Annotated in this window: 12 protein-coding genes; 8 read left to right on the plus strand and 4 right to left on the minus strand. The window is 58.5% G+C overall.

Translation table 11 applies throughout. The features are described from left to right. Window positions 1-118: 118 nt before the first annotated feature. From QZ377_RS02470 to QZ377_RS02500, 7 genes are all read left to right on the plus strand, one after another. The gene (locus tag QZ377_RS02470; protein WP_291439211.1) at window positions 119-619 is read left to right on the plus strand and encodes a chemotaxis protein CheW; all 501 of its coding nucleotides are present in this window, start codon (window positions 119-121) and stop codon (window positions 617-619) included. 587 nt (window positions 620-1,206) lie between these two features. Beyond that, a complete protein-coding gene (locus QZ377_RS02475) occupies window positions 1,207-2,346 on the plus strand; it encodes a DegT/DnrJ/EryC1/StrS family aminotransferase (protein ID WP_291439213.1) in 1,140 nt (379 codons plus the stop codon). 37 nt (window positions 2,347-2,383) lie between these two features. Further along, window positions 2,384-3,340, plus strand: coding sequence for a glycosyltransferase family 2 protein (locus QZ377_RS02480; RefSeq protein ID WP_291439215.1), 957 nt, complete (start codon window positions 2,384-2,386; stop codon window positions 3,338-3,340). Then, complete coding sequence (locus tag QZ377_RS02485; protein ID WP_291439217.1) at window positions 3,337-3,858, plus strand: GtrA family protein; 522 nt, start codon at window positions 3,337-3,339, stop codon at window positions 3,856-3,858. The genes QZ377_RS02480 and QZ377_RS02485 overlap by 4 nt, the downstream gene beginning before the upstream one ends. Beyond that, on the plus strand, window positions 3,855-4,829 hold the full coding sequence (locus QZ377_RS02490) for a glycosyltransferase family A protein (RefSeq protein ID WP_291439219.1): 975 nt from the start codon (window positions 3,855-3,857) through the stop codon (window positions 4,827-4,829). The genes QZ377_RS02485 and QZ377_RS02490 overlap by 4 nt, the downstream gene beginning before the upstream one ends. A 184-nt stretch (window positions 4,830-5,013) precedes the next feature. Then, complete coding sequence (locus tag QZ377_RS02495; RefSeq protein ID WP_291439221.1) at window positions 5,014-6,651, plus strand: lactate permease LctP family transporter; 1,638 nt, start codon at window positions 5,014-5,016, stop codon at window positions 6,649-6,651. Between the two features lie 462 nt (window positions 6,652-7,113). Then, complete coding sequence (locus QZ377_RS02500) at window positions 7,114-8,802, plus strand: L-lactate permease (protein ID WP_291439224.1); 1,689 nt, start codon at window positions 7,114-7,116, stop codon at window positions 8,800-8,802. A 497-nt stretch (window positions 8,803-9,299) separates the two neighbouring features. On the opposite strand, the gene thiF is transcribed toward QZ377_RS02500, so the two are convergent. From thiF to thiS, 4 genes are all read right to left on the minus strand, one after another. Next, entirely contained in the window at window positions 9,300-9,944 is a 645-nt protein-coding gene (thiF, locus tag QZ377_RS02505) for a sulfur carrier protein ThiS adenylyltransferase ThiF (protein ID WP_291439226.1), read from the minus strand. A 1-nt stretch (window position 9,945) separates the two neighbouring features. Beyond that, window positions 9,946-11,070, minus strand: a complete 1,125-nt coding sequence (gene thiH / locus QZ377_RS02510) for a 2-iminoacetate synthase ThiH (protein ID WP_291439228.1) — start codon at window positions 11,068-11,070, stop codon at window positions 9,946-9,948. A gap of 10 nt (window positions 11,071-11,080) precedes the next feature. Beyond that, entirely contained in the window at window positions 11,081-11,884 is an 804-nt protein-coding gene (locus QZ377_RS02515; RefSeq protein WP_291439230.1) for a thiazole synthase, read from the minus strand. Between the two features lie 306 nt (window positions 11,885-12,190). Further along, a complete protein-coding gene (gene thiS, locus QZ377_RS02520; protein ID WP_291439231.1) occupies window positions 12,191-12,391 on the minus strand; it encodes a sulfur carrier protein ThiS in 201 nt (66 codons plus the stop codon). A gap of 825 nt (window positions 12,392-13,216) precedes the next feature. Between thiS and QZ377_RS02525 the strand changes: the two genes are divergently transcribed. Beyond that, a partial coding sequence (locus tag QZ377_RS02525) for a carbon starvation protein A (protein WP_291439233.1) occupies window positions 13,217-15,007 on the plus strand: 1,791 nt, incomplete at its 3' end.

The following is a 15,007-nucleotide window of genomic DNA, read 5'->3' on the forward strand; positions in this document are numbered from 1 at the left end:
GCCCGAAGGGTTTGCGGGCGCAACCTGTGCCGCCCGCCGCAGCGTGCCCTTTTGTCCGCCGCGGCGCTGCCGATAAGGATAGCAGGTTGTTTATCCGCCACTGTATGGAGGTAAGATCATGAGCACTGCCACACCGGAAGCCGTCCTGCTTGAGCACCCGGGTGAAGACGAACACGAGGGCGACAGGCTACAGCTTGTCACTTTTCGCATTGCCGAAGAAGAATTCGGGGTAGATATACTTTCCGTTCAGGAAATTATCCGGCCCATGCAGATAACTATGGTTCCGCACGCGGCGCGCTTTATCGAAGGCGTCATCAATCTGCGCGGCAAGGTTATTCCTGTTGTCAACATGCGTATCCGCTTCAACATGCCTGTTATGGAGCACAATGCCGAAACACGTATTGTGGTGATGGAGTTCAACCAGAAAATCGTTGGTTTTCTGGTTGACGGCGTTTCGGAAGTGCTGCGCATTCCCGCCTCCACGGTGGAGCCGGCCCCGCCTGTTGTGTGCGGCATCGGCTCGGAGTATATCCGGGGAGTGGGCAAGCTTGATGACCGCCTGCTCATTCTGCTTGACCTCGACACATTATTAAGCGACATGAACGCCGAAGCTGGCTAGGGCGCATTATGCCATGAATCCCCTGTTTTCAGCACCGGTTGCGGCAGAATCGCCTGAAGGCGCATGCGCCTGCATGTACCCTCGCAAGGCGGACCTGTCGTGGGCGGCGGCGAGATGGGGCTTTATGCCGTGAGCATGCTCACGGCGTGCGCTCAAGAGAACAGTGCAGTTTTACGGAGGCATGTTTTCAATGTGCCTGAAACGCTCACTATCGCGTTTGTTTGCGCAGGTACGCTGCGCTTGCGCTTTTGTGGCGGACGGCTGCCCACGCAGGCGTCGGGGTAATGGTTATTAAGATAATATGCCCTGAAATATGAGCATGCTCCGCAGGGTGTTTTACGAAAAACCCAGTTGTGGGGCAGGTGCGGACAAGGTGTGTCTGCCGTCAGGCCAGATGCGGCAACAAACGCGCCTTGCAGGTGGTCTGTAGCTGGAAACCTGCTCGTGCAGGTTCTGTAAAAATTGTCTTTCGTCCTGTTTGAAGCCGGAGCCGTCGCGCGTCCGGCCCACAGGCGCATTGCGCCGCGCCTCAGGCCTTCCGGCTGTCAGGCCCGGCCGGGCCAATGCCCGCGCAGCAGGAGGCTGTCATGTCCATGCGTCTTTCCCGTTCCATAGTGGGTGAAGCGGAAGCCCGTGCAGTGAGCCGTGTTCTTCTGGAAGACGGCTATCTTGGCATGGGCAACGAGGTGCGCCTTTTTGAAGAAGAGGTGGCGCAGTACCTTGGTGTAAGGCCTGATCAGGTCATCACCGTCAATACTGGCACAGCCGCCCTGCATCTGGCCGTGGACGCCGCGGCCGCCATGAGCCGTGTACCCGGCAAGCCCGAGGTGCTGGTTCCTTCATTGACGTTTGTGGCTTCTTTTCAGGCCATCACCGCGGCGGGCTGCGTACCCGTGGCCTGCGACGTTCTGGCCGAGACAGGCACGCTTGACCTGGCCGATGCGGAAAAGCGCCTCACCTCCAATACCATCGCGGTCATGTTTGTGGACTATGCCAGCAATCCCTGGCACCTGGACGAAGTGTACGACTTTGCCCGGCGCAAGGGCCTGCGTGTGGTGGAGGATGCTGCCCATGCCTTTGGCTGCAAACATCACGGGCGCAAGATAGGCAGCTTCGGCGACATGGTCTGCTTCAGCTTTGACGGCATCAAAAATATCACCTGCGGCGAGGGCGGCTGCCTTGTGGCCTTTGACGCCGAAGCGGCGCGCCTTGCCTCGGATGCCCGCCTGCTTTCCGTAGAAGACGACGCCCAAAAACGCTTTGCCGGGGCGCGCTCCTGGGATCCGGACGTGAAGAGGCAGGGCTGGCGCTACCACATGAGCAATCTCATGGCCGCCATCGGGCGTGTGCAGCTCTCGCGCCTGGAAGCGGAATTTATTCCGGCACGCCGCGCGCTGGCGGCCCGCTACTCCGAAAAGCTGGCCTCCGTGCCGGGCGTGGCCCTGCTGCGTACCGACCCGCAGGACTTTATCGTGCCGCACATCATGCCCGTGCGCATCCTGCATGGGCGCAAGGATGAGGTAAAAGACGCCCTGGCGGCAAAGAATCTGCCAACGGGCGTGCACTATAAACCCAATCATCTGCTGAGTTGTTTCAGCACCGGACAAAGCCTGCCCGTTACCGAAGAACTCTATGCCGAACTGGTGACGCTGCCCATGCATCCCGGCCTGACCACTGAAGATGTGGATGCCGTATGCGAGGGCGTGGCTCAGGTGCTTGCGCGTTGAACGGGCTGAAGCCCGCACTGTTTTGAAGGAGGTTGCCTTGTCGTCCCGTCCTGTTCCTTTGCTTGCGCTGGTGGTTCCTTGTTATAACGAGGAAGAAACCTTGCCGGATACTCTGGCCGCCCTGGCGGCACTGCTTGAAAAACTCAAGGCCGACGGGCGCATCCGAAGCGACAGTTATGCACTGTATGTAGATGACGGCAGCCGGGATGCGACCTGGGCGCTGCTCGAGGCGCGGCATGCTGTGGACCCTTTTTGCCGTGCGATCAGTTTTGCGTCCAATGCCGGGCATCAGAACGCCCTGTGGGCGGGTATGGATATGGCCCGGCAATGGGGGGTAGACTGCATAATCAGTCTGGATGCCGACCTGCAGGACGACGTATCTGTTGTGCCGGAGATGCTGGACCTCTATGCGCAGGGTTGTGACATTGTGTACGGCGTGCGCAACGATCGCCGTACGGATACAGCTTTCAAGCGCCGGACAGCAGCCATGTTTTACGGAATGATGCGCTGGCTGAAAGTTCCACTGGTTCCCCATCACGCGGATTACCGTCTGGTGGGTCGCGCGGTGCTTGACGTGCTGCCGGGCATCAAGGAGCAGAAGCTTTTTCTGCGCGGCCTTTTCCCCTCCATGGGTTTTCGCAGCGGCTCGGTCTACTACGCGCGGCTCTCGCGCCAGGCCGGGGTGACCAAGTATCCTTTCTGGAAGATGCTTTCCTTCGCCTGGCAGGGCATTACCTCATGCAGCGCGGCTCCCTTGCGCCTGGCCGGGATCATGAGTTTTCTGTGCATGCTGGCTGCCGTGGGATACAGTCTGGTTTCCCTGTACAAATACATGGCCGGAGAAACCATACAGGGCTGGACATCCATGATCATCGTTGTGCTCATGCTTGGTTCTGTGCAGTTGTTCTGCCTGGCCGTCATGGGTGAATATCTTGCCAAAGTTTTTACCGAAGTGCGCAGAAAACCACGCTATATTGTGGAAAAAATGTTGTGAGCAAAGGTCTGCGTGCGCCTGTTGCGGCGGATCTTGCCGCCTTTGTACGGGCATTGCTGTCCCGCCGCTGGGTGCGTTTCGGTATGGTGGGCGGTGCCGCGACCCTGACGTATGCCCTTTTGGGGCTGTTTTTTGTCAGTATCCCGGGGGTTCCCGTTCTGGCAGGCAATGCGCTGGCCTATGCCCTGAGCTTTGCCGTCTCCTACCTTGGGCAGAGCCTCTGGACGTTTCGTGCTGGCGGCACGGGCAGCGGGCTTTCACACCGGGGCATGCTGCCGCGTTTTGCTGCGACCCAGGCCCTCGGTCTTGGGCTGAATTCCACCATCATATGGGTGCTCATGCGCCTCGGCCTGGCTTACGAAGTAGCCATGCCCGCCGCGGTGCTGCTTGTGCCGGTCATGGTCTATTTTTTGTGCAAATACTGGGTGTTCCGGCAGAGATCCCCCGTGGCGGCATCCGTCTCGTCGCGCGGGCCGGTGCCGCCCACTCAGCCCCCAAACAGTGAGGAAAAACCATGAGCGCTCCCGTTGTTTCCGTTATCATGAACTGCCTGAACAGTTCGCGCGACCTGCGCGAAGCTATGGACAGCGTCATGGCCCAGACGTTTACGGATTTCGAGATAGTGTTCTGGGACAACGGCTCCACAGACGAAAGCCCGGCCATCGCCCAAAGCTACGGCGAAAAAGTACGCTATTTCAAAGGAGAAACCACGGTTCCCCTCGGAGCGGCGCGCAACCTGGCTCTGGCGCAGGCCAGGGGCCGGTACATAGCTTTTCTGGACTGCGATGATCTTTGGCGGCCGCGCAAGCTGGAGCTTCAAACGGCCCTGCTTGAGGCTGATGATCGCGTGGGGCTGGTCAGCACCGATACTGAGATTTTTGACGGCAGGCGCGTGCTCAAGCGTGTTTTTGCCGAAGCGCGGCCGGAGCGGGGGATGGTGTTTGCAGCCTTGATGGAACGGCAGTGGATATCCATGTCTTCCGCCATGGTCAGGGCGCAGGCCCTTGCCGGTCTTTCTGCGGAGGGAACGGCCACAGGGCTGGGCATCAATGGCGGCTGGTTTGACGAGAGCCTCAATGTCTGCGAGGAGGCCGATGTTTTTTATCGCATTGCCCATGACTGGAAGCTGGACCATGTGGACGAGGCGCTTACTGTCTGGCGTGTGCACGGAACCAACACAACGTTTCGCAAGTTCGGGCAGTTCGCTGATGAAACCCTGCGCATACTGGAAAAGCACCGGAGCCTGTACCCGGGCTATGACCGGGAGCACGCAAATCTTGTGCTGCTGCTGACGCGGCGGGCCGCTTTTCAGAAAGGCGTGGCCTTGTGGCGTGAAGGAAAAAATATCGAAGCCCGCAAGGCTGTGGCTCCGTGGAAAAATAGCGGAAGAAAATATAAAATATTTTGGTTTGCCAGCTACTTGCCAGGATCTTTTTTTGATTTTGCCGCGCGCCTGTATTTTGCTCTGCCTGCGGCTTTTCGTCGTTAGAAGCAATATTTTTTTAATTATACATCTCTCAACTTTCAAAAAAGCATTGTTTTTTACTCGGGAAACAGGTATCCGTCCAAGAGCTATTCTTGGGGACAGTCGGGTCCGCAGCGCGTGTGGGGTGCACAATCGCTTGCGGGGGGCCGTGTCTCCATACAACCCATAGCTTAAGGGAGCAGTTGTTATGGCATGGACGCAAGTTTACGACCCGATGGGCGGAGCCGTATGGTCCGCACTGGTGGCGGGCATTCCGCTCATCAGTCTTTTTTACATGCTGGCTGTACGCCGCGCCAAAGGACACTACGCCGCGGCTCTGGCCGTGGGCCTGTCTTTTGTTCTCGCCCTCTTTGTGTGGGGCATGCCTGTGGGTACGGCCTTCAGCGCATTGACCTACGGGGCAGCCTTTGGCCTCTTCCCGATCATCTGGATCGTGGTTACGGCGGTCTGGGTGTACAACATGACCGTGGAATCGGGCGAATTTGAGTACATCAAGGAATCGCTCGCCCGCCTGACGGACGACCGCCGTCTGCAGGCTATCTTTATCGCCTTTGCCTTTGGTTCGTTCATTGAAGGCACGGCCGGCTTCGGCACGCCCGTGGCCATCACCGCGGCAATGCTGGTGGGCCTGGGCTTCAAACCCCTGTACGCCGCCGGTATCTGCCTTATCGCCAACACCGCCCCCGTGGCCTTCGGCGCCATCGGTATTCCGATCATCGTGGGCGCCCAGGTTTCCGGTCTGAACGAAATGACCGTGAGCCAGATTGTGGGCCGCCAGCTGCCCTTCCTGTCCATCATCGTGCCTTTGTGGCTGTGCTGCGTCATGTGCGGCTTCCGCCGTTCTCTGGAAGTGCTGCCCGCCATCATCGTGGCCGGTGTGGCTTTTGCCGGTTCGCAGTTCCTGTTCTCCAACTTCCACGGCCCGACCCTGCCCGACATCATGTCGGCCCTGATCACCATCATTGCCATGGTGCTGCTGCTGCGCGTGTGGAAGCCCGCCCGTGTATGGCGCTTTGAAGGCGAAAAGGAAAGCAAGATCGAAGGATCTGCTCCGCCCTTCGGCGTGGTGTTCCGCGCATGGCTGCCCTACATCATCCTGGCTGTGATGGTCTTCCTGTGGGGCCTGCCGCAGTTCAAGAACATGCTGAACGCCCTTCCCGGCGCCATCATGAAGTTCTCCTGGCCCGGCCTGGACGGCATGGTTGAAAAGACCGCCCCCATCGTGGCCCAGAACACCAACTACGCGGCCGTGTTCACGTTCAACTGGCTGTCTGCCGGCGGTACCGCCATTCTGCTGGCCGGTTTCATTGCCGTGCCTTTCATGCCCGGTTACTCGTTCAGCAAGGCTGTAAATTGCTTCTTCCGCACCATTTACCAGCTGCGCTTCCCCATCCTGACCATCGCCATGATTCTTGGCCTGGCCTACCTCATGAACTACTCGGGCATGAGCTCCACCATGGGTATTGCCTTTACCCTGACCGGCTCCCTGTTCCCGCTGTTCTCGCCCATCCTGGGTTGGCTCGGCGTGTTCCTGACCGGTTCGGATACCTCCTCCAACGCCCTGTTCTGCGGTATGCAGCGCTCCACCGCTGAAGTGGTGGGCATGGACCCGAACCTGGCCGTGGCCGCCAACTCTTCCGGTGGTGTTACCGGTAAGATGATTTCGCCCCAGTCCATCAGTGTGGCCACAGCGGCCACCAACCTGGTGGGTCATGAAGGCGACCTCTTCCGCTTCACGCTGGGTCACAGTATTGCCATGACCCTCTTTATCTGCGCGCTGACCTATCTGCAGGCCGGTGTGCTGCACTGGATGCTGCCCTCCTAGGGCTTTTGTTTCCTTGCCGCCGCCTGCGTGAACCGACGGCGGCAAGGACAGGTTTCACCCCGTAAGATGATCACCCGGGCGGGCGCGTCGTACTGATGCGCCCGCCAACTTTTTTTGCCAAGAATCTTCCCCTGAATATCTTTTTTGCTTTTCGGCGCTTCACAGCAGGCCGGAAAAACAAAACTCTCTGTCATGCCCCAGCCCGCATAGCCGTATGCGGCTGGGGCATGACGCATATCCTGAACCAGTATAACCGGATGTTGCAGTTCCCGGTTGTAGCCGTAGCCGAAGCGTTTTGCCCGCTACGGGGCTGCCGTTTGGGCGCGTAAATAAAAATAATTGACTGTCACTATATGTCATTTCTTGAGAATAAGCATTTAACATTCATTGATTGAAAAGAAAACAAAGTGTACATAGTTTTTTTAAGATTTATGAAAAGCTCGAGCTAACAAAGGAGTGGGCATGGCTATTGGAGTGTTGGCCTTATTGGCGGTTGTTCCGATTCTTGTGGCGCTGGTTCTGATGGTGGGGCTGCGCTGGCCCGCTACGCGGGCCATGCCGCTTGCGTGGTTTGTCTGCGCCGTCAGCGGCGTGATCGGTTGGAAACTGGACCTGCTGTACCTTGCGGCCCTGTCGCTGCAGGGCGTTGTTGTGGCGATTGGTGTTTTGATTATTGTTTTTGGCGCCATCCTCATCCTGTACACACTGGAAGAGAGCGGTGGCATGGAAACCATTCAGCACGGTATGCAGGGCGTCAGCCGGGACCGGCGTATCCAGGCCATCATCATCGGCTTCATGTTCGCGGCCTTTATTGAAGGCGCGGCCGGTTTCGGCACGCCTGCGGCCCTGGCGGCCCCGCTTTTGCTGGCTCTTGGCTTTCCAGCCATGGCTGCCGCCGTTATTTGCCTTGTGTTCAACTCTGTGCCTGTAACCTTTGGCGCTGTGGGAACCCCTGTTATTGTGGGCTTTGGCTTTCTGAAGGGCAGCGTGGCCGAAGCCGTGGCTGCCAATCCCGGTCTGCCGTTCAGCAGCTATGACGCCTTTTGCAAGGCCGTGGGCGAATGGGCTACCATCATGCACGCGCCTATGGCCATCATCATCACCATTTTTATGCTGGGCTTTCTGACGCGCTTTTTCGGCCCTGAAAAATCCTGGGCTGCTGGCTTTCGCGCCTGGAAGTACTGTGTGTTCGCCGCAGTGTGCTTTCTTGTGCCGTACCTTTTGTGCGCCTGGCTGCTTGGGCCGGAATTTCCCGCCATGCTGGGCGGCCTTTTGGGCCTTGGCGTTGTGGTGTGGGCAACAAAGAAGGGCTTTTGCGTACCCAAGGACGTGTGGGAATTCGCACCTTCCAGCCAGTGGGACAAAGCCTGGACAGGCACAGTACCCGCCAGCACCAAGATCGAGTTTCACGCCAGCATGAGCCAGCTGCGCGCGTGGCTGCCGTATGTGATCATCTGCCTGCTGCTGGTTATCTCGCGCATACCTTCGTTGGGACTCAAGGGCTGGCTGTCCAGCCAGAAGATCAGCTTCAACAACATTCTGGGCTTTACCGGCGTCAATGCCAGCATTGACTATCTGTACCTGCCCGGGACCTTCTTTATCGTGGTGTCGCTGCTGACCATCATGCTGCATAAAATGCCCGGCCAGGCTGTTTCCCGTGCCTGGAAGGAAAGCTTCCGCAAAATGAAGTCGCCCACCATTGCCCTGGTTTTCGCTGTGGCTATGGTGTCCATCTTCCGCGGTTCCGCGGCCAATCCTGCTGGAGTTCCTTCCATGCCTCTTGCCCTGGCTGAGGCTGTGGGCGCTTTTGCAGGTTCGGTGTGGCCCATGCTTGCAGCCTTTGTGGGCGGCCTGGGGGCCTTTATCACCGGTTCCAACACGGTTTCCGACCTTATGTTTGCTGAATTCCAGTGGAACATGGCCGGAACCCTGGAACTGCCGCGTCAGATCATCGTGGCTGCGCAGGCCGTGGGCGGCGCTATGGGCAACATGATCTGCGTACACAATATCGTTGCTGCCTGCGCGGTTGTGGGTCTTTCCGGCCGTGAAGGCGAAGTGCTCCGCCGTACGTTCTGGCCCTTCCTGCTGTACGGCCTTGTGGTGGGCACCATCTGCTGGGTGCTGGTGATCGTCAACCCCACGGTGTTCTAAGATATTCACGCGCTCATCGGGCTGACGCATCTGGCATGCATGCTGTAGGCTCATGCCCCTGCGGTTCCGGGCGGCTGCCGAACACGGCCCCGCCCCGGAACGCGCCAGAGCATAGTTATTGCCAGTGCGTTGCGCCTTGTTTTGCGGTGGTGGGCAGGCAGACGGTGGCCGCAAAGGTCGCGGCAGCATGCCCCGCTGCAAGGCCGAGGTGAGCACCTGGCAGCCTTGAGAATACATAAATGACCCGTTTCAACTCAGGTCTGTACCAACGGTACTGTGCCTGTGCTGAAGCGGGTCATTTTTTTGAGGAAATAAGGACGGATTTTCTGAAGCCCGCCAGCCGGGTTTTGGGCTGAAGCTTTTAACTTTGCGTTGCATCAAAGCACATTACGCCATGCCAGGGCTGTGGATATCATAACCTCCGGCAGCCGCGCTTCGGCAGCCGGAGGCTTTTATGTGTCGGATGGCTTCTGTTTTTGTGCGTTTTCTGTTTCGGTTCAAAGGACGGTTTCCGGCATGTGCGGGCTGCCGAGCAGCATCTCCAGTACGGCATCGGCCAGCAGGGCCGCCGCCTCTGTTACGCGGGGAGCCAGTGGCGGAGCCATGAGGATATCTGTAGTAAAGTCGCCCACCAGAACGAGGTTGCCGAGCCTGCGCCGCCCCATGGGAGCGCCGCCGAAGCCCCCCATGCCGGAAGCGCTGGCGACGCGGTGGCCGGCCAGCAGGGCGGTTTCAACAAAAAGGCTTTTGTCTTCAGGATTGTCCAGCGCCTCCACCCATATGGGGCAGGTGGGCAGCAGGTCCGGCAGGCTGGTGCTGGTAATGCGCGTTTTGCGGGCGTCCACCGCCATCCGGGGGTTCAGCTCCAGCAATATCTCATGCAGGGCGTCCACCTTGCAGCGGCCCACATGGCGTGGCCAGTACTGCTGCCGGTTGAGGTTGGAAGCGTCCACCACGTCATCGTCCACCAGGGTCAGGTGCTCCACGCCGCTGCGGGCCAGCATAAGGGCCGCATTGGAACCGAGACCGCCCGCACCGGCGATGCCGATGCGGGCCTGCTGCAATATTGCCAGATGCTCCGGGGCCAGATAGCGGCCAAGCCCCTGGCGCAGGGGATTTGCTACGGATGTTTTTTCTTTCATGTCATGCCCATGCGCCCACGGGATCTTCCCAGTCCTTGAGCACGGGCTGGTAACCCATGCCTGCGAGGGCCGAGACCATCTGCTCCAGGCTACGGCCGTCGGTGATTTCAAACTGACCGGGATTATGGGCGTCTTCTGTGGCACGCCCACCCACGGCAGTGGACACGCCCGCAGATACCCGCGTTACACCCAGCGGCAGCAGGTGATCACGCATAAAGGCGCTTTCGCGGCTGGAACAGGTGATGCCCGCCCTTGGCAGAAAGCAGCGCAGCGCTGTTACGTATTGCACCAGATGGCGGTCATCCAGGGCATGCGGCACGTCAAAATTGCCCTCATGGGGGCAGATGCGCGGTATGGATACACTCACATCCATGCCGGGGTAGTGCCGTTGCAGCCACCAGGCGTGCAGTCCCGTGGCGAAGGCGTCCTGCTCGAAAGAGTCCAGGCCCAGCAGCGCGCCAACGCCCATGGATCGCATGCCGGCCTGTGCGGCGCGCTGGGGCGCGTTGAGGCGAAAGGCATAGTCGCGCTTGGGACCGGCAGGATGCAGCCAGGCGTACAGCTCAGGAGTATAGGTTTCCTGAAACATGGTCATGCTGTCCACACCCGCATCCACAAGCATGGCATACTCTTCGGTGGTGAGGGAGTATACCTCGATGCCGACTGAGGCGAACAAAGGCTTGATGCGCCGGGCCACAGCGGCGATATACTCCGGCGAAGACAGATGCCGTGCGTCGCCGGTAAGCAGCAGGATATGCTGAAAACCGAGATCAGCCACGGCTTTGGCCTCGGCAGCGGCTTCATCCACGCTGAGGTGGCGGCGGGCCTGCTTGTTTTTGGCATTGAAGCCACAGTAGCGGCACTGGTTTGTGCAGACGTCCGAGACGTAGAGCGGCGTGAAGATATGCACCGCCCGGCCGAAAAAGCGCAGGGTCAGCTCGTGGGCGCGCCGGGCCATCAGCTCCAGATGGGGGCTGGCCGCAGGGGAGAGCAGGGCCAGAAAGTCCTCGGGTTGAAGGATGTTTTTTTGCAAGGCGGAAAAAACGTGTTCCTCTGTGGCCGCCTGTACTGCATCAGCTCGGCGTTGCGCGGGCCATGCCTGCAAGATGTTTTGAAAAGTTTCCATTACTGCCCCCTCAGCGCAAAAAGCCCGTAAGAGGGGACGAGGCGTCGGCTCCGGCGGCCATACCGCGTACACTTCCAAGCCCTGAAAGCCATGCGTTGCGTCCGGCCCGGACGGCTTCACCGAATGCGCGTGCCATGCCCACGGGATCATGGGCCGAAGCGATGGCGGTGTTGACCAGACAGGCGGCGGCCCCCATTTCCATAGCTTCGCAGGCCTGCGAAGGACGGCCGATGCCTGCATCCACAATAACGGGCAGATCTATTTCTTCGATGAGGATGGCGATCATTTCCTTGGTGCGCAGCCCCCTGTTGGTCCCGATGGGCGAACCCAGCGGCATGACGGCGGCTGCTCCGGCTTCGACGCAGGCCCGGGCCACGTACAGGTCGGCGTTGATGTAGGGCAGCACGGTAAATCCTTCTTTGGCAAGAACTTCTGTGGCTTTTGCCGTTTCATAGCCATCGGGCAGCAGGTGGCGTGTGTCGGATATGACTTCAATCTTTATCCAGTCTCCGCAACCGGCGGCGCGGGCCAGTCGGGCCAGCCGCACTGCTTCTTCGGCGTTGCGCGCGCCCGAGGTATTGGGCAAAAGCCGCATGTGGCCGGGAATGTGGCCCATGATGCCCTGAGAAGCGTTTTGTCCTGACGTTGTGGTGGTGGGTTTGTCCACCCGGCGCATGGCCACGGTAATGACCTCGGCTCCGCTGGCTTCGGCCACTGCGGGGATAAGCCCGTCAGAACCGTATTTTCCCGTGCCGATGAAAAGGCGGCTGCCGAGGTTGATGCCGCCCAGAACAAAGGGGTCGCTGCTATTCATGACATTCTCCGCGCAAAGGCGCTGCTGAAGATTGTGTGCTGCTGCAAAATATTACGCCGCCGTTTTCAAAGGTCATGCCGTGTTTTGCTCATGCGGAGCTTTGCTGCGCCATGGGGCTGAAAGCGGCTTGTGCTGTGCGGCAATATTGTACAGGCATGGGAAGAAGCGTTTGCGTCTGCTTGTCGTAACGGCTGTTTTATGCGCAGCCTGCTGCGCAAACAGGCCGTCCGGTTGTGCACTGGGTTGGCCGGGCAGGTTCTCACAATATGCACGCAGACAGTCAAAGGTTTCTGATGGCAGGCTGCTCTAGCCGCCGCCTACAAAATGCACAATCTCCAGTTTATCGCCTTGTTGCAGAAAGGTTTGCGCAAATGCCTCTCTGGCGAGGATGTGGCCGTTGCGTTCCACCACCACCGTGTTGGTCTTATGCCCGCGCTCGGCCAGAAACTGGGCCACGCTGGCATTGGGAGCACAACTTTCGGTCTGCCCGTTGACCATAATGTTCATGAAGAACCTCCATAGCTTACAGAGCCTGTTTCGGGCTGCGGGCTTGTGATTTCTGGGCCTTTCAGGGCGCAAAAAAACCCGCAGAACCAATACGGCTGCGGGCAAGCACAAACCTGTTTCCAGGCTGGCCAGCTTCCCTTCGTCGGCACTATCCGCGTCAGGTGCAGAACCGCGTTTTTTTGCGCGATTCTAGGGGTCAGGGCGCGTAAGCCCTTTCTCAGCCATGATGGCTCCCCCAGCCGGTTTTTTGAAGATAGACCCATGCCGGGCGGAATGCAAGCCCGCCGGGAAGGCGGAAACGTGCCGCTCGGGAAGCAGGGCAGCGGCGCAGGTGGCGCCGGAGCCGGAAAGGAAAAAACAACTCTCCGATTTTTTGCACAAAAAAGCACAAGGGACATTTTTTTTATTTTGAAAGGGCCGCGAAGCTTCCGTTGAAGCATGCATGCTTTCATGAATAGGAATTGTTAATATTTTAGGGTGTTATGCAGGAATGTGCATCGGGTACGGCATCTGCGGCTGGCCTGCCGAACTGTTTTCACGGTACCGGCGGTACGTAAAGTGCTCTGACCGGCATGGACAGAGGCGTCTGAAGGGTGTAGCAGAAAAACAAGGAGTATTGCCGAAGACATGTATTGCCTGGTTTAGATGCAGTTTTTGGTTTTACTGTGGCAATTTTTCAGTGAAAATTTCTTTGAGGAGGCCTGCTGTATAAGCAACTGTTTTGGTGTGAAACACCATTGCCTGCGCATGCGGATAAAGCTGCGCAGAGTATGGCTTGTTGCCTGATCGATAAAGTCGATTCAAGTCCAGACGGGAGAATTTGCAATGGAAGCTCTTGAAAACATAAATGCTATAACCCTTGTGTTTGCGTCTTTATGCATCTTTGCCATTTCATACCGTATTTACGGCATCTTTTTGGCAAACAAGGTTTTGCGGCTGGATGCAAGCCGCAGCACGCCCTCGGTGCGCTTTGCCGACGGGCATGACTATGTGAAAACCAACGAATATGTCCTGTACGGCCACCACTTTGCCGCCATTGCTGCGGCCGGGCCTCTTGTCGGCCCTGTGCTGGCCGCCCAGTTTGGTTACCTGCCGGGCGCCCTGTGGATTTTGGTGGGATGTGTGCTTGGCGGCGCGGTTCACGACATGGTGGTTCTTTTTGCCTCCGTGCGCCATAAAGGCCAGAGCCTTGCGGCCATCGCTACCCGTGAGGTCGGGCCTGTCACGGGAGCAGTGGCGGGTGTAGCGGTTCTGTGTATTCTTATCCTTACTCTGGCCGGCCTTTCTCTGGCCTGCATCAGCGCCATGCACAACGCGCCCTGGTCGCTGTTTATCGTGGTCATCACCATGCCCATTGCCATGATTATGGGACTTATCATGCGCTACAAGAAGAACAGCGTGCTTTTCGCCAGTCTTCTTGGCCTGGTGCTGCTGGTTGTGGGCATTTTGAGCGGGCATGACCTGATGAAGCAGGATGTGCTTGGCTGGGCTTTTGACTGGGACAGAAATACCGTTGCCATCGCCATTGCCGTATATGGCTTTTTTGCCTCGGTGCTGCCCGTATGGTTTTTGCTGGTGCCGCGTGACTACCTTTCCACCTATCTGAAAATCGGCACCATTCTCATGCTTACCGTGGGCATCATCTTTGTGCAGCCCACCATACTCATGCCCACCATTACGCCCTTTATCAACGGCGGCGGCCCTGTCATCGGCGGTCCCGTTATGCCCTTCATCTTTATTACCATCGCCTGCGGGGCCATTTCGGGCTTCCACGCCATTATCGGCACGGGAACCACCCCCAAGATGCTCGGCAACGAGCGTGACATCCTTTTTGTGGGCTACGGGGCCATGCTTACCGAAGGTTTTGTGGCCATGATGGCCCTGATCGCCGCCTGCACACTGATGCCCGGCGACTATTTTGCCATCAACGCTTCCCCGGCCAAGTACGACGCCCTGCTGGCCGTCCACCCCAACCTGCACACCGTGGACCTGACCTTTTTTGAAGAAAAGATCGGCCTGAACCTCCATGCCCGGCCCGGCGGCGCCGTGTCGCTGGCAGTAGGCATGGCCCATATCTTCCACAAGATCCCGTACATGGATCACCTGATGGCCTACTGGTACAACTTTGCCGTTATGTTTGAAGCGGTGTTCATTCTTACCGCCATTGACTCCGGCACGCGCGTGGGCCGTTTCTTCCTGCAGGAAATGCTCGGCAAGGTTTACGCCCCGTTCGCCGACAAGAACTGGGTTCCGGGTATTGTTATTACCAGTCTGGCCTTCACCTCCATGTGGGGCTACCTGGTTTACACCGGTAACATCAGCAATATCTGGCCGCTCTTCGGTATGAGCAACCAGTTGCTGGCCGCCTGCGCCCTTATCGTCTGCACCAGCATGCTGTTGCGCATGAACAGGGGCAAGTACTGCCTGGTAACGGCCATCCCCGGTATTTTCATGACCGTGGTGACATTCTGGGCAGGCTACCTCCAACTGACCACCGACTACATCCCCAACGGCAAGTACCTGCTGGCCGCCCTGGCTGGCCTGGTCATGGTGCTGATGGTCTTTGTTCTCGTGGGAACATTCCGCCGCTGGACAGAGCTGATGGGCATCAAGACG

Origin of the sequence: Desulfovibrio sp. (assembly GCF_019424165.1) — a bacterium.
Lineage (GTDB): Bacteria > Desulfobacterota > Desulfovibrionia > Desulfovibrionales > Desulfovibrionaceae > Desulfovibrio.

Bases quoted from the DNA above. Each gene is read 5' to 3' on its own strand.
- QZ377_RS02470 (WP_291439211.1), top strand. From the start codon at position 119: ATGAGCACTGCCACACCGGAAGCCGTCCTGCTTGAGCACCCGGGTGAA.
- QZ377_RS02475 (WP_291439213.1), top strand. From the start codon at position 1,207: ATGTCCATGCGTCTTTCCCGTTCCATAGTGGGTGAAGCGGAAGCCCGT.
- QZ377_RS02490 (WP_291439219.1), top strand. From the start codon at position 3,855: ATGAGCGCTCCCGTTGTTTCCGTTATCATGAACTGCCTGAACAGTTCG.
- QZ377_RS02495 (WP_291439221.1), top strand. From the start codon at position 5,014: ATGGCATGGACGCAAGTTTACGACCCGATGGGCGGAGCCGTATGGTCC.
- QZ377_RS02500 (WP_291439224.1), top strand. From the start codon at position 7,114: ATGGCTATTGGAGTGTTGGCCTTATTGGCGGTTGTTCCGATTCTTGTG.
- thiF (WP_291439226.1), bottom strand. From the start codon at position 9,944: ATGAAAGAAAAAACATCCGTAGCAAATCCCCTGCGCCAGGGGCTTGGC.
- thiH (WP_291439228.1), bottom strand. From the start codon at position 11,070: ATGGAAACTTTTCAAAACATCTTGCAGGCATGGCCCGCGCAACGCCGA.
- QZ377_RS02515 (WP_291439230.1), bottom strand. From the start codon at position 11,884: ATGAATAGCAGCGACCCCTTTGTTCTGGGCGGCATCAACCTCGGCAGC.
- thiS (WP_291439231.1), bottom strand. From the start codon at position 12,391: ATGAACATTATGGTCAACGGGCAGACCGAAAGTTGTGCTCCCAATGCC.